Origin of the sequence: Stakelama portus (assembly GCF_003171655.1) — a bacterium.
Classification (GTDB): Bacteria; Pseudomonadota; Alphaproteobacteria; order Sphingomonadales; family Sphingomonadaceae; genus Sphingomonas; species Sphingomonas portus.
In genome coordinates this window covers 909,337-930,309 of the sequence record NZ_QFZL01000001.1, presented here as the reverse complement: position 1 = coordinate 930,309, position 20,973 = coordinate 909,337, and the positions used below count along the sequence as shown (strand labels likewise).

16 protein-coding genes are annotated in these 20,973 nt (G+C 63.3%); 10 read left to right on the top strand and 6 right to left on the bottom strand.

The genetic code is table 11. The annotated features are described in order from the left end of the window. The first annotated feature begins 43 nt into the window (after positions 1-43). Entirely contained in the window at positions 44-2,695 is a 2,652-nt protein-coding gene (locus tag DKB74_RS04335; protein WP_239987362.1) for a M1 family metallopeptidase, read from the top strand. Positions 2,696-2,780: 85 nt separating this feature from the next. Here DKB74_RS04335 and DKB74_RS04330 read toward each other — a convergent pair whose 3' ends face one another. Together DKB74_RS04330 and dnaE are read right to left on the bottom strand one after the other, a co-directional pair. Continuing rightward, on the bottom strand, positions 2,781-4,376 hold the full coding sequence (locus DKB74_RS04330) for a long-chain fatty acid--CoA ligase (protein ID WP_109806828.1): 1,596 nt from the start codon (positions 4,374-4,376) through the stop codon (positions 2,781-2,783). A 72-nt stretch (positions 4,377-4,448) separates the two neighbouring features. Then, positions 4,449-8,009, bottom strand: a complete 3,561-nt coding sequence (dnaE, locus tag DKB74_RS04325; RefSeq protein WP_109806827.1) for a DNA polymerase III subunit alpha — start codon at positions 8,007-8,009, stop codon at positions 4,449-4,451. Between the two features lie 338 nt (positions 8,010-8,347). Between dnaE and DKB74_RS04320 the strand changes: the two genes are divergently transcribed. Both DKB74_RS04320 and DKB74_RS04315 read left to right on the top strand, forming a co-directional pair. Further along, positions 8,348-8,839, top strand: a complete 492-nt coding sequence (locus DKB74_RS04320; protein ID WP_109806826.1) for a hypothetical protein — start codon at positions 8,348-8,350, stop codon at positions 8,837-8,839. A gap of 1 nt (position 8,840) precedes the next feature. After that, the gene (locus tag DKB74_RS04315) at positions 8,841-9,272 is read left to right on the top strand and encodes a hypothetical protein (RefSeq protein WP_109806825.1); all 432 of its coding nucleotides are present in this window, start codon (positions 8,841-8,843) and stop codon (positions 9,270-9,272) included. Between the two features lie 99 nt (positions 9,273-9,371). On the opposite strand, the gene DKB74_RS04310 is transcribed toward DKB74_RS04315, so the two are convergent. Both DKB74_RS04310 and DKB74_RS04305 read right to left on the bottom strand, forming a co-directional pair. After that, positions 9,372-10,046: an ABC transporter ATP-binding protein gene (locus tag DKB74_RS04310; protein ID WP_109806824.1), complete on the bottom strand. Its 675-nt coding sequence runs from the start codon at positions 10,044-10,046 to the stop codon at positions 9,372-9,374. Beyond that, positions 10,039-11,289: a lipoprotein-releasing ABC transporter permease subunit gene (locus tag DKB74_RS04305; protein ID WP_109806823.1), complete on the bottom strand. Its 1,251-nt coding sequence runs from the start codon at positions 11,287-11,289 to the stop codon at positions 10,039-10,041. Before DKB74_RS04305 ends, DKB74_RS04310 begins: the two co-directional genes overlap by 8 nt. Before the next feature lie 556 nt (positions 11,290-11,845). On the opposite strand from DKB74_RS04305, the gene DKB74_RS04300 reads away from it, so the two are divergent. After that, the gene (locus DKB74_RS04300) at positions 11,846-12,322 is read left to right on the top strand and encodes an Hsp20 family protein (protein ID WP_109806822.1); all 477 of its coding nucleotides are present in this window, start codon (positions 11,846-11,848) and stop codon (positions 12,320-12,322) included. 97 nt (positions 12,323-12,419) lie between these two features. On the opposite strand, the gene DKB74_RS04295 is transcribed toward DKB74_RS04300, so the two are convergent. Further along, complete coding sequence (locus tag DKB74_RS04295) at positions 12,420-14,051, bottom strand: CTP synthase (RefSeq protein WP_109806821.1); 1,632 nt, start codon at positions 14,049-14,051, stop codon at positions 12,420-12,422. An 82-nt stretch (positions 14,052-14,133) separates the two neighbouring features. After that, positions 14,134-14,502, bottom strand: a complete 369-nt coding sequence (gene secG / locus DKB74_RS04290) for a preprotein translocase subunit SecG (protein ID WP_109806820.1) — start codon at positions 14,500-14,502, stop codon at positions 14,134-14,136. Positions 14,503-14,777: 275 nt separating this feature from the next. Between secG and DKB74_RS04285 the strand changes: the two genes are divergently transcribed. The 6 genes from DKB74_RS04285 to edd all read left to right on the top strand — a co-directional run bounded on the left by DKB74_RS04285 (position 14,778) and on the right by edd (position 20,947). Continuing rightward, positions 14,778-15,047, top strand: a complete 270-nt coding sequence (locus DKB74_RS04285) for a MarR family transcriptional regulator (protein WP_239987397.1) — start codon at positions 14,778-14,780, stop codon at positions 15,045-15,047. Further along, positions 14,977-15,759: a C40 family peptidase gene (locus DKB74_RS04280; protein ID WP_161956793.1), complete on the top strand. Its 783-nt coding sequence runs from the start codon at positions 14,977-14,979 to the stop codon at positions 15,757-15,759. The genes DKB74_RS04285 and DKB74_RS04280 overlap by 71 nt, the downstream gene beginning before the upstream one ends. Then, on the top strand, positions 15,756-16,700 hold the full coding sequence (argC, locus tag DKB74_RS04275; protein WP_109806818.1) for an N-acetyl-gamma-glutamyl-phosphate reductase: 945 nt from the start codon (positions 15,756-15,758) through the stop codon (positions 16,698-16,700). The genes DKB74_RS04280 and argC overlap by 4 nt, the downstream gene beginning before the upstream one ends. Before the next feature lie 128 nt (positions 16,701-16,828). After that, complete coding sequence (zwf, locus tag DKB74_RS04270; protein WP_109806817.1) at positions 16,829-18,286, top strand: glucose-6-phosphate dehydrogenase; 1,458 nt, start codon at positions 16,829-16,831, stop codon at positions 18,284-18,286. Between the two features lie 82 nt (positions 18,287-18,368). Further along, positions 18,369-19,073, top strand: a complete 705-nt coding sequence (gene pgl, locus DKB74_RS04265; RefSeq protein WP_109806816.1) for a 6-phosphogluconolactonase — start codon at positions 18,369-18,371, stop codon at positions 19,071-19,073. Positions 19,074-19,123: 50 nt separating this feature from the next. Further along, complete coding sequence (gene edd, locus DKB74_RS04260) at positions 19,124-20,947, top strand: phosphogluconate dehydratase (RefSeq protein ID WP_109806815.1); 1,824 nt, start codon at positions 19,124-19,126, stop codon at positions 20,945-20,947. The last annotated feature ends 26 nt before the right edge of the window (positions 20,948-20,973 follow it).

The following is a 20,973-nucleotide window of genomic DNA, read 5'->3' as shown; positions in this document are numbered from 1 at the left end:
CGATCTTAAGCCCTTGCACTTCCGCGGTACGAAAGGATTCTTGATGCGCCGGATATTCTCTGTCGCCTGCGTTGCCCTGAGCATCGGCACGGCGTCGGCACAGACTCAGCCGTCCCCACCGACTACGCAGGAAGAAACGGTTCCGACCGGCAAGCTTCCCGATATCGCCACCCCGACTGCCTATCGGCTCGATTTCACCATCCTGCCCGAAAGCCCGACCTTTTCCGGTCACACCGAAATCGACGCGACGCTGAACCAGAACGCGACGAAAATCTATATCCATGGTCGCGACCTCGATGTCGCCAGCGCTTCGGTTGAAGCCGACGGCAAAAGCTATCCGATCACCTATGAACAGGTGAACCCGTTCGGACTGGCGCAGATCGATTTCGGGCGGGAATTGCCCGCCGGGCGGATCACGCTCAAATTCGACTATGAAGCCAAGTTCAACGACGATCAGCCCTCGGGCCTGTATCGCGTCAATGTCGACGATGAATGGTATAGCTGGACGCAGTTCGAATCGATCGACGCGCGCGCGGCCTTCCCCGGCTTCGATCAGCCGGGATACAAGACGCCGTTCACCGTCAGCATCGCGACCGCGCCGGGCAATGTCGCGGTATCGAACATGCCGGAGGTCAGCGAGGAAACCGAAGGCAATCTGGTCCGCCACCATTTCCGGACGTCGCCGCCGCTGCCGACCTATCTGGTCGCGATGATCACCGGCCCGTTCGTGACGGCCGAAACGACGATCCCCGCAACGCCGCAGCGGCCCGAACCGATGCCGCTGCGTATCGTGGCGACCAAGCCCAATGCCGAGCGGATGCAGTTCGCGCTCGACCAGTCGGGCCCGATCGTCGCGCTGCTCGAGGATTATTTCGACCAGCCCTTCCCCTTCCCCAAGCTCGACCAGATCGGGTCGCCGATCATGCCGGGCGCGATGGAGAATGCCGGGGCCGATGTTTATGGCGACGACATCCTGCTGCTCAGTTCGGACCCGACGCGCGAGGATATGCGCACGTTCGGCATGATCGTCGCGCATGAACTGTCGCACCAGTGGTTCGGCGACTATTCGACGCCGAAATGGTGGGACGATATCTGGCTCAACGAAAGCTTCGCCAACTGGATGGGCTATCGCATCGGCAGCGAATGGCGCCCCGATCTGGACATCAACAATGGTGCTGTCCGCGAAGGCTTTGAAGCGATGGTGCTCGATGCGCTGAAGGTCGGTCGCCCGATCCACGAACAGATCACTGCCGATTCCGAAGTCGATTCCGCCTTCGACCAGATCACCTATGGCAAGGGTGGACAGGTCGTCGCGATGATCGCCGAATATCTGGGCGACGAGAAATTCCGCGAAGGCGTGCGGCTGCACATGAAGCGTCATGCCTATGGCACGGCGTCGACCGACGATTTCTTCGATTCGCTCGCCACTGCGGCGCAGGATCCGCGCGTGCTTCAGTCGCTGCGCAGCTTCGTCGATCAGCAGGGCGTGCCCGTCATCACGCTCCATCGTCAGGGGGACGGCTATGTCGCCACCCAGGCGCCCTATGCGTATCTCGGGACCACCCAGGAACCGCGCCAGTGGATCGTGCCGCTGTGCATGCGTCGCGGCGATACAGAGCGGGTCTGCACGCTCGTCGACCAGCCCAGCATGGCGGTAGCCGCCGTTCCGGGTGACGGGGCGCTGATGCCCAATGCCGGTGGCCAGGGCTATTATCGCTTCGAGCTGGACGATGCCGATTGGGACGCGCTGATCGCTTCGGCGAACACGCTGCCCGCCAGCGAGGCGATTGCGCTGACCGACAGCCTCTGGGCGTCGTTCCATGCCGGGCATCTTCCGGTTGAGAAACTGGTTGAGGCCGCGCGCGTGCTGGCGACGCATCCCGACCATCAGGTCGCTGTCGATAACGGCGAACGTCTGGCCGGGCTGAAGGAACGCGGCCTGATCAGCGAAGCGGCCGAACCGGCATGGCGCGAAACCATCGCCAACATCTATCGTCCGGCACTCGAAGCCATTGGCAGCGACGTTACCACCGGTGCCTATGCCGATGACAATAGCGACCGTCGTGCGCTGCGCAGCGACCTGATCGCGCTCGTCGCCGGTGCCGGCGGGGACGAAGCGCTTCGTGCCAAGCTGCTGACCGCGCTCGACGCCTTCTTGGCCGGTGACGATGCCGCGCTCGCCCCGGCGCTTCGTGGTACTGCGATCCGTATCGCTGCCGACGAACGCGGCGCTCCGTTCGCTGCCAAGGTAATGCAGAAGGCCTATGCCGGTGCCGACCAGCATTTCCAGCAGGTCGCGGCCAGCGGCCTGATGGATTCGGAAGATCCGGCGATCGGTCAGTTCTTCCTGAAGGTGTTCACCAGCGATGCGATGCCCGCCAACCAGCGCATCTTTGCGCTCTATCAGCTGCTCGGCAGCCCGGGCGCGCGCGATGCGGCGTTCAGCTATCTGGCGGATAATTTCGGCACGCTGAAAACCAGCGGCGGCGGCATCTTCTTCGCCCGTGCCGGCGGCGCTTTCAGCCAGCTGTGCACCCGCGAAGCCGCCGATACGATCGAACAGAAGATCCTGCCCGAACTCGAAGGCGGCACGCTCAGCCTGCGCCGTGCGATCGAGCAGATCCGCAACTGCGCCGAATTCAAGGATGCCAAGGCCGACGCCGTCAGCCAAGCATTCGAAGCGATGCAGCAATAAAGCAAATGGCCGGGCGTGGTGACACGCCCGGCCATCGATAGATCCGTACCCATCGAGCCGGCCTATGTGGCCGGCTCTTTTTTTGTCAGGCAGCCGCCAGACTATAATCGCGATATTTCTCGCGGATCGCCGTCTTGAGCAGCTTGCCGGTGGCCGTATGCGGCAATTCGTCGACGAAATGGATCTCGTCGGGCAGCCACCATTTTGCGACCTGTGTCGCCAGATATGCCCGGATCGCTTCCTCGGTCACATCGCTGCCCGGCTTGCGCACGATCAGCAGGATCGGCCGCTCTTCCCATTTGGGGTGATGGACGCCGATCGCTGCAGCCTCGGCCACGCCTTCGGCCCCCACAGCGGCATTTTCCAGATCGACCGAACTGATCCATTCGCCGCCCGATTTGATGACGTCCTTCGCACGATCGGTAATCTGCATCGTCCCGTCGGGATGGATTACCGCGACATCGCCGGTATCGAACCATCCGTCCGCCGTCAGACAGGGCCCGCCTTCGTCATTGAAATAGGTATCGACGATCCAGGGGCCGCGCACCTGAAGATGCCCGGAACTTTCGCCGTCGCGTGGCAATGGCTTGTTATTGTCATCGGTAACACGCATTTCCACGCCGAACGGCGCCTTTCCCTGCCGCGTGACATGCGCCACCTGCGCGTCGAAATCCATTTCGTCCCAATCGGGCGGCTGCGCGCCGATCGTGCCGATGGGCGAAGTCTCGGTCATTCCCCAGGCGTGATTGACGCGCACGCCCATTTTCATGATCCGTTCGATCATCGCGCGCGGCGCGGCCGATCCGCCGATGGTCACAACCTCCAGATGGCGCGGTGAATCGCCCGATTTGTCGATATGGCCGAACATCGCGAACCAGACCGTCGGAACCCCGGCGCTGTGCGTCACCTTTTCGCGGTTCATCAATTCGCACAGGATCTGCGCATCGTTCACTGCCGACATGACCAGCTTGCACCCGCATGCGGGCGCGGCGAAGGGCAGCCCCCATCCGACCGCATGAAACAGCGGCACGATCGGCATGCAGACCGCTTTCTGGCTGAGGTCGAACACATCGGGCTGCAACTCGGTGATCGCGTGGATCACCGAGGAACGGTGCGTATACACGACGCCCTTGGGATTGCCCGTCGTCCCGCTGGTGTAGCAGAGCATGCACGGATCGCGTTCGGGCCCTTCGTGCCAGACATAATTGCCGTCTTCCTGCGCAATCACGGCCTCGAAACTGTCGGGACCGTCGCCGTCGAAGACGATATAACGCTCGATCGTCTTCCATTGCGGCTTCATCTTTTCGACCAGCGGCGCGAATGCCTTGTCATAGAGGAGTATCTTGTCCTCGGCATGGTTGCCGATAAAGGCGAGCTGATCCTCGAACAGGCGCGGATTGATCGTGTGGACGACGCCGCCCATGCCGATTGCGCCATACCATGCCACCAGATGGCGATGATGGTTCATCGCCAGCGTGGCGATACGGTCTTCGGGCTTGCACCCCATCCGCTCCAGCGCCTGTGCCAGCTTGCGCGCGTCGCGCGCCACCCCGGCCCAGGTCGTCCGCGTTTCGCTGCCATCGGCCCAGTGACTGACCAGCTCGCGGTCCCAATGTTCGCGTTCCGCATGTTCGAGCAGGCGCATGACGCGCAGCTCATGGTCCTGCATACCGCCCAGCATAACCTCACCTCTCTGTTTTCGTTTTCGCCAGCCTAGCCGGCCTGCACACGAAGTCGAGAGGGAAGGATCGGGTTACGCCACGGAAGCGAGCCGGGGTTCCTCCGCATCGCGCAACTCGGCCCGGCGAATGCCGTCAAGGCTTTCGATCCGCGCGGTCAGTTCGCCATCGAGCAGGAAATCGCGCCCGAGCACCAGCTCCGCTTCGCCATCGGTGCCCAGGGCCGCGCGCACGCGCACTTCGCCCCGGCCCCCGCGCTGATTGCCGACGATGCCGGCAAGGCGGGGCAGCACCATCGGGTCGTCGATCGCCAGATCGAGCACGAGCCGCGCCGAATTGGCGAGCGCTTCGAACGACTGCACGCGGCGCACCGTAACGCGCGGCGTTTCCTCACCCGGGCGCCGGTCCAGCTCGACGGTCAGCACCGCGCAGCCGCCATTGCGCGCGCAATCTTCCAGATCCGTGGAAGCGTTTTCGTCGAAACAGGTGGTAACGAACTGGCCGGTTGCGTCCGAAATCGTTGCCATCAGATAGCGGTTGCCGCGCGCGGAGGTGCGCCAGCGCGCGTCCTCGATCAACGCGGATACGGTTGCGCCGATGCGCGCGCCTTCCGGAATGCTGATTTCCGACAGGCTGGCGAGCGATCGGGCGCCATGCACCCTGGCCAGATGCGCATAGCGATCGAGCGGGTGCGCGGAGAAATAGAAGCCGAAGGCATCGCGCTCCGCCTGAATCCGTTCGGCGAGCGACCAATGGACATTGCCCGGCAACTGGATCGCATTGCCCGCGGGCTCGCTGTCGCCGAACAGCCCGCCCTGCCCGCTCGTGCGGTTTTCATGGGTCCGCTGGGCCACCGCCAATATGGTTTCGGCGGCGGCGTGAACACCCGCCCGGTCCGGGTCGATCGAATCGAATGCGCCGCCGCTCGCCAGCGTTTCCAGCTGTCTTTTGTTGATCAGGCGCGGATCGACGCGATGCGCAAATTCGTCGAGCGACTGGAACCGGCCATTGGCTTCGCGCTCGGCGACAAGCTGTTCCATCGCGCGTTCGCCCACGCCCTTCAGCCCGGCGAGCGCATAGCGAACCGCCAGTCCCGCATCCCCCTGCTCGACCGAAAACTCGGCTTCGCTGGCGTTGATGTCGGGCGCCAGGCACAGAATGTCGGCGCGCTTCATATCATCGACGAACACCGACAATTTATCGGTCTGGTCGATGTCGTAACACATCGACGCGGCAAAGAATTCCTGCGGATGATGCGCTTTCAGCCAGGCGGTCTGATAGGCGAGCAGCGCATAGGCGGCGGCGTGCGATTTGTTGAAACCATAGCCCGCGAACTTGTCGATCAAGTCGAACAGCTCGTTCGCCTTTGCCTCCGGGATCTGATTGTGCTCGGCGCACCCGGCGACGAAGATTTCGCGCTGGGTATCCATCTCCGCCTTGATCTTCTTGCCCATCGCGCGGCGCAGCAAATCCGCGCCGCCCAGGCTGTATCCGGCCAGGATCTGCGCGGCCTGCATCACCTGTTCCTGATAGACGAAGATCCCATAGGTCTCTTTCAGGATCGGTTCGAGCAGGTCGTGCGGATAGACCACTTGCTCGCGGCCGTTCTTGCGTGCGCCAAAGGTCGGAATATTGTCCATCGGGCCCGGCCGATAGAGCGAGACGAGTGCGATGATGTCGCCGAAATTGGACGGACGCACCGCCGCAAGCGTGCGGCGCATGCCTTCGGATTCCAGCTGGAACACGCCCACCGTGTCGCCGCGCTGGAGCAGTTCATAGACGCCTTCATCGTCCCATTTGAGCGCCGACAGATCGACTTCGACACCGCGCTGGGCAAGCAGTTGCACGGCCTTTTGCAGAACCGACAGCGTTTTGAGGCCGAGAAAGTCGAATTTCACCAGCCCTGCGCCTTCGACATATTTCATGTCGAACTGCGTCACCGGCATGTCGGATCGCGGATCGCGATATAGCGGGATCAGTTGCGACAAGGGGCGGTCGCCGATCACCACGCCGGCAGCGTGAGTCGAACTGTGTCGCGGCAATCCTTCCAGCTTGGCGGCGAGATCCCAGAGCAGGCGCACGTCCTGATCATTGTGATATTCGCTGTGGAGTTCGCTGACGCCGTTGAGCGCGCGGTCGAGCGTCCAGGGATCGGTGGGATGGTTGGGAACCAGCTTGGCCAGCCGGTCGACCTGGCCATAGCTCATCTGAAGCACGCGGCCCGTATCCTTGAGCACCGCGCGCGCCTTCATCGTACCGAAGGTGATGATCTGCGCGACGGTGTCGCGGCCATATTTCTGCTGGACATAGCGAATCACTTCGCCGCGCCGGGTTTCGCAGAAGTCGATGTCGAAGTCGGGCATCGACACACGTTCGGGATTGAGGAATCGTTCGAACAGCAGCCCGAGATCGAGCGGATCGAGGTCGGTGATGGTCAGCGCCCATGCAACCGCCGAACCCGCGCCCGAACCACGTCCCGGCCCCACCGGAATGTCGTGATCCTTCGCCCATTTGATGAAATCGGCAACGATCAGAAAATAGCCGGGGAATCCCATGTCGACGATGATGTCGAGCTCGTAATCCAGCCGTTTGAAATATTCGGGAAAGCGCGCGAGCAACGCCTCCTCACTCACCGGTGCGGTTGCGGTCTCCAGCCCGTCTCCGGCGCCCGCTTCGGCACGGGCGAGCCCGTCTTGCAACGCCACGATCTTGCGCAGCCGGTCGATCAGGCCCGCCCGCGCATCGATGCGCAGCTTGGCCGCTTCGCCTTCGCGGTCGCCGGCCAGGCTTGGCAGGATCGGCTTGCGCTTGGGCGCTGCCACCGCACAACGCTGCGCGACGATCAGCGTGTTGGCGATCGCTTCGGGCAGGTCGGCAAAGGTATCGCGCATTTCGCCGGCCGGTTTCATCCACGCGTCGGGCGAGCTGCGCGGGCGATCGTCGCTGGCGACATAGCTTGAATTGGCGATGCACAGCATCGCGTCATGCGCCTGATGAAAATCCTCTTCGGCAAAACAGCAGGGATTGGTCGCAACGATCGGAATGTCGCGCGCATAGGCGAGATCGAGCAATTTCGGCTCCGCCGCGCCTTCGGTTTCGTCGAGTCGCCGCGACAATTCGATATAGAGCCGGTCGCCGAACAGGCCCTGCAGCCGGTCGGCATAGGCCGCCGCAGCCAGATCCTGCCCATCGGCATAGAGGCGCGCCAGCGCCCCTTCCCCGCCCGCCGTCAGTGCGATCAGTCCGTCGGCCCGCCCGTCGAGTGCTTCGAACGGGACATGCGCGTCCAGTTCGATCGGCCTGTCGAGATGCGCCATCGACACCAGCGCGCACAGATTTTCATATCCCGCCATATCCTGGGCATAGAGCGCCAGCCAGTCGATGATCGGCGGCTTGCCTTCGGGCGTATCGGGCCGCGCGACCGCGAGCAATGTGCCGACGATCGGCTGCACCCCCGCCTTCATGCACGCGTCGGAAAAGGACATTGCGGCATAGAGGCCGTTGCGATCGACCACCGCCACGGCGGGGAAACCCAGCTCGCGCGCGCGCTTGGCAATCGCCTTGGGGTCGATGGCCCCTTCCAGCATCGTGTAGGAGGAGAAAACCCGAAGCGGTACGAAACCCGAATGCGCCATACCCGAACCTAGGATGGCGGACCCCGCCTTGCCAAGCGATGCTTGCGGAAATCCACAGCTTTCTCGTCGGCTAGAACGCGCGCGGCGCTCTGACCACGGGGTAAAACCCCTAGCGTGCGAACACGGAACAGGATTCCACCGGAGTGGCAATTAACCCAATTTCGGGCGAGAACATCGTTAACATTTCATCGACCAAAATGAACGGTTCATCGCAGGATCAGAATCAGGCTTTATTATGGCAAATATGGGGCAGTTCGAAAAATGCCCCGCAAGACAGAGGTTTAGGGAAATAGCTCTGAACTTCCAGTGAACTCAGTAACGGTTTCATGAGGGCAAAAATGGTAACCCTGTTTCACGGCAGCGCACTTTGCGAAGTGGATGGCGAGGGCAATGTCACCCTGCCCGGTTTCGTCGCCGACGCGCTCAACGAAGCACCCGACGGAAACCAGCTGATGGTGGCCCGGCACGAGGCCGATCCCTGCCTTGTCAGCTATCGTCGCGATCATCTGCGCACGCTGCGGCGTCAGACCGAGCGGCGGCGGATTGCCGATGAACGCGCGGGCCGCGATCCGCGCGGACATCATCGCCGCGTGCGTCGCGCCTTCGGTGTCGTCGAACCGCTGCGTCAGGGCTGCGGCACGGCGAATATTCCCGCTGCGATGCGCCATCTCGGCCGCATCGGCAACCGCGCGCTGTTTGTCGGCGCCGGCGAAAATTTCGAAATCTGGAATCCCGATCTCGCTCTTGAGAGCGAAGACGAAAATCTCCGCGAAATCACTGCCTGGCAGGTTCAGGCAGCCGGCGCGGACCACGCAAATGGAGGTCATTGAGATGACTGGGCTTTGCAAATTGATGGGCCATATGGCCGATTCGGTGCACCATCATAATCAGGGGCTGGATTTTTCCAGCTGTCACCAATGCGGTTGCGACCTGATCCGCGCGCCCGAAGGCGAATGGACCGAGGTTCCGCGAGGCTTCCGCGTCGTCTGGCGCGAATTCGGGCGTACCGCGGATGCCGCATCGGTGGCCGCGCGGATGCAGCGCAACGCCCCGGTGCCCCCACGCCGCGAACCGCGCAATGCAGCGCCAAAGCCACGCCGCGATCGTCGCGGGCGGCCGCTGCAAGGGGCGATCAACATGTTCGGGACATTGACCCAACTGGGCCGGCTCCTGCGCAATGGCGAAGCCGCCGCAGACACCGAAGCAATGGAAGCGAACGGGCAATATGTGATCCTGCTGCCCCAGGCGGGCAACGGACATTGAAACTTTGCGGGCGCTCGCTTCCTCCGCGAGCGCACCGGGGGCGGTGGTGAGGCCGAACGTGCCTCACCACCATATCCCCTATCCCCGCACGCGGGGTCGCTATCCCAGATATCCTTCGTGCAGCCGCACGATCCGGTCCATCTTCGCCGCCAGCCGTTCATTGTGAGTCGCGACCAGCGCCGCAGACCCTTCCTCACGTACCAGCCGCAGAAATTCGATCAGCACGACATCGGCGGTCGCTTCGTCCAGATTGCCGGTCGGCTCGTCCGCCAGCACCAGCGCCGGCCGCGTCGCCAGCGCGCGGCCCACCGCCACGCGCTGCTGCTCGCCGCCCGACAACTGGCTCGGGCGGTGCGTCAGCCGCTGAGCGAGCCCCAGCGCACCGAGCAGCTTTTCCGCACGCGCATCGGCCTCCGCACGCGTTGCGCCGTGAATCAGCTGGGGCAGGACGACATTCTCCTGCGCCGTGAAATCGGGCAGCAAATGGTGGAACTGGTACACGAAACCCAGCGTCTCGCGGCGCAGTTCGGTCCGGCCGCGCGAATCGAGTTGCGATGCTTCGCGCCCGCAGATCTTGAGCGATCCTTCAAAGCCGCCTTCGAGCAACCCGACCGCCTGCAGCATCGTCGACTTGCCCGATCCCGATGGGCCGAGCAGCGCGACGATTTCGCCCTTGCCGATGGTCAGGTCGATTCCGCGCAGCACTTCGATCGTGATGCCGCCCTGCGTGAAACTGCGCCGCATTCCGCGGATTTCGACAACGGCATCACTCATAGCGGAGCACCTGGACAGGATCCGTTCCCGCCGCGCGGAACGCAGGGATCAGGGTTGCGAGGAAGGTCAGGATGAACGCCGTCACCACGACGCCGAACACTTCCCATGGGTCGGTCTTTGCCGGCAATTCGCTCAGGAAGCGCATCTGCGGGTCCCAGATATTCTGTCCGGTGACGAGGCCGATGAACGATACGACCTGCTGGCGGAAGGTGATGAAGATCGCCGCCAGGACAAGTCCCGCGCCGATCCCCATCGTGCCGATCGTCGTCCCCACCGTGATGAAGATCCGCAACATGCTGCCCCGAGTCGCTCCCATGGTGCGCAGGATCGCGATGTCGCGCGTCTTTGCGCGCACCAGCATGATCAGCGACGACAGGATGTTGAACGCGGCCACCAGGATGATGAGCGACAGCACGGTCGCAGTCACCACCCGATCGACCGCCAGCGCCTCGAACAGTTCCGAATTCATCATCCGCCAGTCGACCAGCTGCCCCTTGTCGCCGATCTTCTTTTCCAGCGGCGCGAGTATCTGATCGACGCGATCGGGATCATTGGTGTCGATTTCGACCATCCCGACCGCATCGCCGAGCAGCAACAGTGTCTGCGCCTGCGACATCGGCATCAGCACGAATGCCTTGTCATAATCATAGATGCCGACTTCGAAGATCGTCGCGACGCGATATTTCACGATGCGCGGCACGGTTCCGAACGGCGTGCTCGACCCCAGCGGGTTCATGATCGAAATGCTCGATCCGATCGATGCCCCCAACTGATCGGCAAGGCGCGATCCGATACCCACGCATTCGCAACCCGGCGTCAGCTGATCGAGCGAGCCCAGAACTTCCTTGCCGTCGAGCACGGGATTGTCGCGGATGTCGCGCACTTCCATGCCGCGCACCAGCACCGCTTCGGCGCGACCGTTGAATGTCGCGAACAGCGGCTGTTCGATCAGCGGCGTCGCACTGGTGACGCCCGGCGTCTGGCGCGCTTCCTCGACGATCGCCCGCCAGTCGCGCAACTGCCCGCCATAGCCCTGAATCACCGCATGGCCGTTCAGGCCGGTGATCTTGTCGAACAGCTCTGCGCGAAAGCCGTTCATCACGCTCATGACGACGATCAGCGCGGCGACGCCCAGCATCACCGCGCCCAGGCTGATTCCCGCGACGATGGCAATGAACGCCTCGCCCCGCCCGGGCAGAAGATAGCGTCGGGCGATCATTCGCTCGTACCGCGATAACAGCATGCAGTGGGACCCTGGACCTCTGGAAAGGCCGTTGCTCTAGGGCAGGTTCGGCCCTGCTGGCAAATGGCAAAGCTGTTGCGCACGCGCCACAGGGTGACTCCAATCTGCGCCACTTATGCGCATAGCCGGTGACAAACGCGGTCCGGGCACGTAGCAAACGCTCATCGAAGCGCAGGCAAAAAGGCCGTGGTTCGGGGAGGCTTACCGCCCCGCTTGTCTCAGGACGGGCGTGTGGGCGAAGCCGACAAAGGGGGCTGACGAGCATTCGTCACGCAGGCGCCCGGGCTGGAAACGGTCCGGGCGTTTCGCGTTTCCGGAAACCGCGGAGCGACATTGTGCGGCCCCGCATTTTTACCGTCTGGCGCACGCCCGGCGCACCTTCATCCCGCCTGTTGCCGAACCTTGCCCGGGCGTCGTCCGATTCGGCCTCTTGAAACCGCGCCGGCGCATTCCAATTTCACGGTCGCATGGTGCCTGCGGGGCCATGCAGATATCGGCATCGCAATGTCTGGGTGCCGAATGGACGTACCATTTTGCTCATTGGAGGATTTGAAACATGCGTCAGTTCGACTTTACTCCCTTCCGCCGCTCGACCATCGGCTTCGATCGCCTCTTCGACATGCTCGAAGCCAGTGCGCGCCAGGCGAGCAGCGAAAATTATCCGCCGTTCAATCTCGAGCGCCTTGCCGAGGACCGCTATCGCATCACGCTTGCGGTCGCCGGCTTCAAGAGCGACGAGATCGACATCACCGCGCAGCAGAATCTGCTGACGGTTTCGGGCAAGAAGCAGGAATCGGAATCCAGGGCCGCGAACGAAAGCGCGTTCCTGCATCTCGGCATCGCCAATCGCAGCTTCGAACGCCGTTTCGAACTGGCCGATTTCGTACGGGTTGAAAGCGCCAATCTGGCCGATGGCCTTCTCACCATTGACCTGGTTCGCGAAGTGCCTGAAACTATGAAACCGAAAAAGATTGCCGTGACGACTGGCGAAGCGCAGCCTTCGATCGAGCACAAGGCTGCAAACGCGGCATAAAATCGCTCACCACGGCTTGCGACGTCTTTCTCCCTTTGGGCGTCGCAGCAGGGGCGCCCGGACATTGTCCGGGCGCCTTTTGCTTGTGGTCAGGCGATCAGACGAGCCGGCTCTGCTTGACCGCTGCTTCGATGAAGCTTGCGAACAACGGGTGCGGGTCGAATGGCTTGGACTTCAGCTCCGGGTGGAACTGTACGCCGATAAACCAGGGATGGTCGGGCCGTTCGACGATTTCGGGTAGCGCGCCGTCGGGCGACATGCCCGAAAAGACGAGGCCGTTCTTTTCCAGCGTATCGCGATAGCCGGTGTTCACTTCATAGCGGTGGCGATGGCGCTCGCTGATATTGTCGCTGCCATAGATCGACCCGACAACGCTGTTGCCGGTCAGCTTCGCCGGATAGGCGCCAAGCCGCATCGTGCCGCCCAGATCGCCGCCTTCCTCGCGCTTCTGAAGTCCGTCCTTGGTCATCCATTCGGTGATCAGGCCGACGATCGGTTCGTCGGTCGGGCCGAATTCGGTGGTGGAGGCGTGATCGAGCCCCTGCCCGCGCGCCGCTTCGACGCACGCCATCTGCATGCCGAGGCAAATTCCGAAGAACGGCACGCCGCGTTCGCGCGCAAAGCTGACGCTCTTGATCTTGCCCTCGCTGCCGCGCTCGCCGAAGCCGCCGGGGACCAGGATGCCGTGCATCGGTTCGAGCTGCGCGGCGATTTCCGCTTCGTCCTTTTCGAACAATTCGGCGTCGAGCCAGCGGACGTGCACCTTCACGCGGTTGGCGATGCCGCCATGCACCAGCGCTTCGTGCAGCGATTTATAGGCATCGGGAAGGCCGACATATTTGCCGACGACGCCGATCGTCACTTCGCCTTCCGGATTTTGGAGGCGTTCGACGATTTCGGTCCAGCGGTCGAGCGGCGGGCTGTCCTGCGCGGGCATGCCGAAGGCGTTGAGCACTTCGCTGTCGAGCCCCTCGCCATGATATTGCAACGGCACCGCATAGATGCTCGACGCATCGAGCGCGGGAATCACCGCTTCCTTGCGGACGTTGCAGAACAGCGCGATCTTGGCGCGCTCGCTCTCCGGCAAAGGCTGTTCGCAGCGGCAGACAAGCACGTCGGGCTGGACGCCGAGCGAGGCGAGTTCGCGCACGCTATGCTGTGTCGGCTTGGTCTTCAGCTCGCCCGCGGCGGCGATATAGGGCACCAGGGTTACGTGCACGCTGATCGTCTGGCCGCGGCCCAGCTCGTTCTTCAGCTGGCGGATCGCCTCGATAAAGGGCAGCGACTCGATATCGCCCACCGTGCCGCCGATTTCGCACAGCACGAAATCCAGATCCTCGGTATCGGCCGTCGCGAATGCCTTGATCGCATCGGTGACGTGCGGGATCACCTGGACGGTGGCGCCCAGATAGTCGCCGCGCCGCTCGCGCTCGATGATCGTCTTGTAGATCCGGCCCGAAGTGATGTTGTCCGATTGGCGCGACGCAACGCCGGTAAAGCGTTCGTAATGGCCCAGATCGAGGTCGGTCTCTGCCCCGTCATCGGTGACATAGACTTCGCCATGCTGATAGGGCGACATGGTCCCCGGATCGACGTTCAGATACGGATCGAACTTGCGAATCCGCACCCGATATCCGCGTGCCTGCAACAAGGCGGCAAGGCTTGCCGCCATAAGACCTTTACCGAGCGAGGAGACCACGCCGCCGGTGATGAAAATATACCGCGCCATGGGAGAAACGGCCTAGCCCCGAAAACATAGGAACGGCAAGCGCCCGAATCAGGGCGCCGCCAAAAAAACTGTGCGGTTCGCGTTATTGCGCGATTGGAATATCGGCGTCGTCGCTGCCATTGGCAGGCGCCGCACCCTCCGCAAGCGGAGCCGCCGCATCGCCCTCGGCCGGTGCAACCTGCGCCGGCGCCGGCTGGCGCGCGAGGCTGGTGTCGATCGTCGAGCTGCCGCGCGTCGCCGCGAGCACCGCCAGCAAAATGCTCATCGCGATGAACAGAGTCGCGAGCACTGCGGTCGAACGGGTGAGGAAATCCGCCGCGCCACGCGCCGACATCAGGCCGCCCGGGCTGCCGCCCGAAGTAAGACCGCCGCCTTCCGAACGCTGCATGAGGATGACCGTCACCAGCAATGCGGCGATAATGGCCTGAACGACGAGCAGGAAAGTGAACATGACAGCAAGCGGACCTTTGCGTGGAAAGGCGCGACATAGGCGAGGGTCGCCGCACGATCAACCACCGTTGCGGCCCGTTTCCCGAACATTTCGCTCGCGCACTGAAACCCAGGCCGCCGGAACGCGTTATACGCTCGAATGGCCCAACAGTATCGGGCCGGGTAACCATAAGAGTATATGCCGTGAACGCCTTGTCCGAGCAATCGCTGTCGTCCTGGAAGAACACGCTGGTCGGCTATGTCCGGTCCGGCGAGCCGGATCTTACCAATCGCCAGATGGCGCTGCTGCTTCTGGTGTACCTCGAACAGGGGCCGCATACCGTGCGCGGCCTTGCACGAGCCTTGAATGTCTCGAAGCCGGTCGTTACGCGCGCCTTGAACAGATTGGGCGCGCTCGGCTATCTCCGTCGTCAGCGCGACGATACCGACAAACGCAACATATTCGTCGCACGCACCGCTGAAGGGGCAGATTTTCTTGCAGAATTCGGGCATTTCCTCGCTGGCGACGCATTCGACGATGCCGTCACCGGCAGAGGCACCGCGTAGCCGTTTCGAACTCCAGGGCCGTTCCTGGCGCGCTGACCCGCGAATCGACGCCGTCCGCCGCGACCTTGCCGATGTGCGTCTCGCGGGACGGATTTTCGCGCCGCATTATTCGCGTGCCGAGCCGCTTTATGCCGTAACCGCTTCGCCGGTTCGGGCCGCGCGCGCCAAGGATTCTCCGGTTCTTTCCGAAATCCTGCCGGGCGAGCGTTTCGAATTGCTCGAGCTGTCCAGCGAATATGGCTGGGGAATCTGCGTCGCGGACGGATCGGTCGGCTATGTTGCCGCAGCTGCGCTGAGCGAAACGGCACCGGACGTTTCGGGCGCCACCGACAGCACCACCGATAAGGGTTCGGATAAGGGTTCGGATTTCGTTGCGATTGCCGAAGCCCAGATCGGGGCCCCGGCAAAGCCCGGCGGGCGTTCGCCTGCCGGATTCAATTGCACCGGCCTGGTCTTCTACGCGCTGGCCGGCGCGGGCAGGCAATGTCCACGCTTCTGTGATCTGCAACGTTCGCAGCTGGGCAGTGCGCTCGCCGAAGATGCAGCGCTTGAGCGCAGCGACCTGATTTTCTTCGACGACCATGTCGCGATCATGGTGGACGGCGACAATGCCGTGCATGTGACCGCCAAGGAAGTGGTGCGCGAACCGCTCGCCGATATCTGCACCAGCGGCAGCTATGGCGACATCGTTGCCCGGCGGAGGATGGCATGACCATTCGCCTGTTCATCGACGGCGCTGCCGGCACCACCGGTCTTGAAATCCGCGAACGGCTGGCGCCGCGCAAGGAGATCGAACTCCTCACGCTTGCCGACAAGGATCGCAAGGATGCGAAGAAGCGCTCCGAAATCCTGAACGACGCCGATTTCGTCATTCTGTGCCTGCCCGACGATGCCGCGCGCGAAGCCGTTTCGCTGATCGCGAACGATCGCACGCGGGTGATCGATGCCTCTTCGGCGCATCGGGTAGCCGAAGGCTGGGTCTATGGCATGGCCGAGCTCGAACCGGGACAAAGCGCCGCGATCGCCGAAGCGGCGCGCGTCACCAATCCCGGCTGCTGGCCGACCGGGTTCCTCGCGCTGGTCCGTCCCCTGGTACGCGCCGGGCTCGTCCCGCACGACTGGCCCCTCTCCTATTCGGGCGCATCGGGCTATTCGGGCGGCGGACGCAGCATGATCGAGGAGTTCGAGGACGAAAGCGCCGCGAACTACACGCACACTGCCTATCGCGCTTATGGCCTGACGCTTGCGCACAAGCATCTGCCCGAAATGCAAAAGCACGCCCGGATCGCCGAACCGCCGATCTTTCAACCTGCGGTCGCGCGGGTGATGCGGGGCATGATTTCCGAAGTGCCGCTGCCGCTCAACGCCTTGCCGCGTCGCCCGTCTGCCGCGACGATCGAAGCAACGTTGCAGGAGGCCTATCGCGATTCGAAGATCGTGCGCGTGCTGCCGACGGTCGACACCAGCGCGGTCCATATCGAAGCCGATTCGGGCACCGATCGCCTGACGCTGCGCGTCTTTGCCAATCCCGATACCGGTCATGCGCGGCTGATCGCCACCTATGACAATCTGGGCAAGGGTGCGGGCGGCGCGGCGGTTCAGAATCTGAACATCATGGCCGGGCTCGATCCCACCGCCGGGCTGGTGCTCTGAGCTTTCGGAACAACGCGTTCGAAGAAATCGGACGTGTTCCTGCGCTGCGGTGCTTGTATCGCCCCTACGGCATCCGTATCGCTGCGGCGGTTGCTTTTCGGCCCTCGCGCCCAATCTGAAGGAACTTCATGGTTCAGCCCGTCGAGAAACTGCTGCTGTTCGGAGCGACCGGGGATCTTTCGCAGCGCATGTTGCTGCCTTCGCTCTTCGGTCTTCACGCCGATGCGCTGCTTCCCGAAACGCTGACGATCACCTGTACCGCGCGGTCGGAATATGACGATGCCGGTTTCCGCGAATTCGCGGCCAAGGCCCTCGACGAATTCGTGCCCGCGGACCGGCTCGACCCGGACATGGTCAAGGCGTTTCTCGATCGCGTGCGTTATCACGCGCTCGATGCTTCCTCTCCCGAGGGATATGAGGCGCTCGCCGAATCGCTCGGCGATATTTCGGGCGGCCTTGCCATTTTCCTGTCGACTGCGCCCTGGCTGTTTGGCCCCACCATCAAGGGGCTGAAAAGCGCCGGGCTCACCGCTGAGAACGTTCGCATCGGGCTGGAAAAGCCGCTCGGCAAGGATCTGGAAACCAGCCGCGAAATCAACGACATCGTCGCGGAGGCTTTCCCCGAGGACCGCACCTTCCGGATCGACCATTATCTGGGCAAGGAAACCGTCCAGAACATTCTTGCGCTGCGTTTCGGCAATTCGCTGTTCGAACCGGTGTGGAACGCGCGCGGCATCGACAACGTCCAGATCACGATTTCCGAAACCGTGGGCCTGGAGGGGCGCGCGGGCTATTATGACGAAGTCGGCGCACTGCGCGACATGCTGCAGAACCATATGCTCCAGCTCGTCTCGCTGATCGCGATGGAGCCGCCGGCGCATTTCGACGGCACGTCGATCCGCGACGAAAAAGTGAAGGTGCTCCGCTCGCTCCGCCCGATCGAAGCCGAGGATGTCGGGCATCTGACGGTCATCGGCCAATATGGCGCAGGCGCCGTCGCCGGAAAGATCGTGCGCGGATATGACGAGGAACTGGAGAAGGGATCGGACACCGAAACCTTCGTCGCACTGAAGGCGCATGTCGATAACTGGCGCTGGCAGGGCGTGCCCTTCTATCTGCGCACCGGCAAGCGGATGGCCGAGCGGCGCAGCGAGATCGTCATTCAGTTCAAGCCGGTGCCGCATTCGATTTTCGCCGAGCGCGGCGGCATGCTGCAGCCCAATACGCTGGTGATCCGGCTGCAGCCCGAAGAATATGTCCGTCTGCTGGTGATGGCCAAACAGCCGGGGCTCGACCGCGAAGGCATCCGCCTGCGCGAAGTGCCGCTCAACCTCTCGCTCGACACCGAATTTGCCGGGACCCAGCGGCGCATCGCCTATGAAAGGCTGCTGCTCGACCTGATCGAAGGCGATCCGACATTGTTCGTCCGGCGCGACGAAGTGGAAGCGCAATGGGCCTGGATCGATGCGGTTCGCGAAGGCTGGGCCGCCAACGGCATCAAGCCCAAATCCTATTCGTCGGGAAGCTGGGGCCCTTCGGCCGCGATTGCGCTTACCGAGCGCGATGGCGTGACCTGGCACGAATGAACTTCGCATGCGCGGAACCTTTGGGGGCGCGCAAGGGTAGGAAAATCGGGCGCGTGCCACATGCCGCGCCAATGGAGATTGCATGACTGAGATCGAATGGTGGGAATATGACGACGCGGCCGAAATGGCCGACGCAGTCGCCGGAGACATCGGCTTCATCATCGAAAGCGCCATCGATACGCGCGGCAATTGCGTGATCGCATTGCCCGGCGGCAAAACCCCGCTGCCGATCTATGAACGGCTTGCCGCTGCCAAGATCGACTGGAAACGCGTCACCATCGTCCCGACCGACGATCGGCTGGTTCCGATGGGCGACGATCTTTCGAACGTCACGATGATCGGCAAGACCTTCATTCCCAAGGGCGCGCGCGTGATTCCGATCACCAGCGAAGCGGCGGAAGATTACAAGGCTGCGGGCCGCGCCGCCGATGCGCGGCTTCAGGACGTGCACTGGCCGCTCGACCTCTGCCTGCTGGGCGTGGGCGGCGACGGGCATACCGCGTCGATCTTTCCCGGCCCCGACCTCGAAGAAGCGCTTACCGGCCCCAAGGAGCGACGCGCGCTGGGCCTTATGCCCGATCCGCTGCCGCCCGAAGCGCCGGTTGCGCGGGTGACGCTTTCGCTCGAAGCGATCAAGTCGGCGCGCGCGCTGATGGTCGCCGTGTCGGGCGACACGAAGCGCGAGGTTCTGGAAGCGGCGATCGCCGAAGGTGCAGGATCGCCCTACCCGATCGGTCGCGTCCTCGCCGAAGCCGAATTGCCGGTCGACATCCACTGGAGCGCGTAATGGGCCGCGCCCCGACACGTTCAGAGCAACCGGTTCAGGGATAAGCGTTTATGGCCACTCTCCATGCCGAAATCGCGGCGGTCACCGATCGCATCATCGACCGTTCCAGGGACCGTCGTCAGGCCTATCTCGACCTGATCCGTCGTGAACGCGAAAGCGGCGCCGACCGGCCCCGGCTCGGCTGCGCCAACCTCGCCCATGCCTATGCCGGCACCGACGAGCAGCGCGATCAGCTGCGCACCGGACGCGGGATGAATATCGGCATCGTCAGTGCCTATAACGACATGCTTTCGGCGCATGCGACTTATTATCGCTACCCCGAACAGATGAAGATCTGGGCGCTGGAGGTCGGCGCGACGGCGCAGGTGGCGGGCGGCGTCCCGGCGATGTGCGATGGCGTGACCCAGGGCTATTCGGGGATGGAATTGTCGCTGTTCAGCCGCGACACCATTGCCCTTTCGACGGCAGTCGCGCTCAGCCACCGCACGTTCGAAGGCGCCGCGCTGCTCGGGATCTGCGACAAGATCGTGCCGGGCCTGTTGATGGGGGCGCTACGTTTCGGCCATCTGCCGATGCTGCTGATTCCCGGCGGGCCGATGGCGTCGGGCCTGGCCAACAAGGAAAAGGCGCATGTCCGCGAACTATATGCCGAGGGCAAGGCGAGCCGCGAAGAGCTGCTCGACGCGGAGATTCAGGCCTATCATGGCAAGGGCACCTGCACTTTCTATGGCACCGCCAATTCCAATCAGATGATGATGGAAGCGATGGGTTTGCATATTCCGGCTTCGGCATTTGCAAACCCGCAGGGCAAGCTGCGCCAGCAGCTGACGCGTGCCGCGGTGCACCGGCTCGCCGAAATCGGGTGGGACGGCGACGATTATCGCCCGCTCGGTCATTGCGTCGATGAAAAAGCCGTCGTCAACGCGGCGATCGCGCTGCTCGCCACCGGCGGATCGACCAATCACCTGATCCATCTGCCCGCGATCGCGCGTGCTGCGGGAATCGTCATCGACTGGGAGGATTTCGACCGGCTGTCGCGGGTCGTGCCGCTGCTGACGCGGGTTTATCCCAATGGTTCGGCGGACGTGAACGGGTTCGAGGAAGCCGGCGGCCCCGCCTTCGTGATTCGCGAATTGCTGCGGGGCGGCCTGATGCACGCCGATGTCCTGACCATCGCCAGGGACGGCATGGCCGCTTATGGACGCAAACCCGCGATCGAGGACGATCAGCTCGTCTGGAACGAGCTGCCCGCAAAAAGCGGCGATGACAACATCGTTCGCACGGTCGACACCCCCTTCTCTCCCGAAGGCGGCTTCCGCATCCTGACCGGCAATCTTGGGCGCGGCTGCATCAAGGTGTCCGCCGTCGAGCGTGAGCGCTGGACGATCGAGGCGCCATGCCGCGTCTTTGCCGACCAGTCCGAAGTACAGGCCGCGTTCAAGGCAGGCGAGCTCGACCGCGATATCGTCGTGGTTGTCCGCTTTCAGGGGCCAAAGGCCAACGGCATGCCCGAATTGCACAAGCTCACGCCGCCGCTCGGCGTGCTGCAGAACCGCGGGTTCAAGGTCGCGCTGGTCACCGATGGGCGCATGTCGGGCGCGAGCGGCAAGGTGCCGGCGGCGATCCATGTCACGCCAGAGGGCGTGGCGGGCGGCCCGCTCGCGAAACTGCGGGATGGCGATGTCGTCCGGCTCGATGCCGAAGCCGGCACGCTCGAAGCGCTGGTCGACGCCGCCGAATGGGACAGCCGCAATCTCGCCACCGCTCCCGCGCCGGCAATCGGCACCGGCCGCGAGCTGTTCGGCATGATGCGCCACCTTGCCGACGAAGCCGAACAGGGCGCGTCGTCGGTACTGGCGGGCGCCGGATTGTAATCTTAGGCAACGGTTCGAAGAGGGCC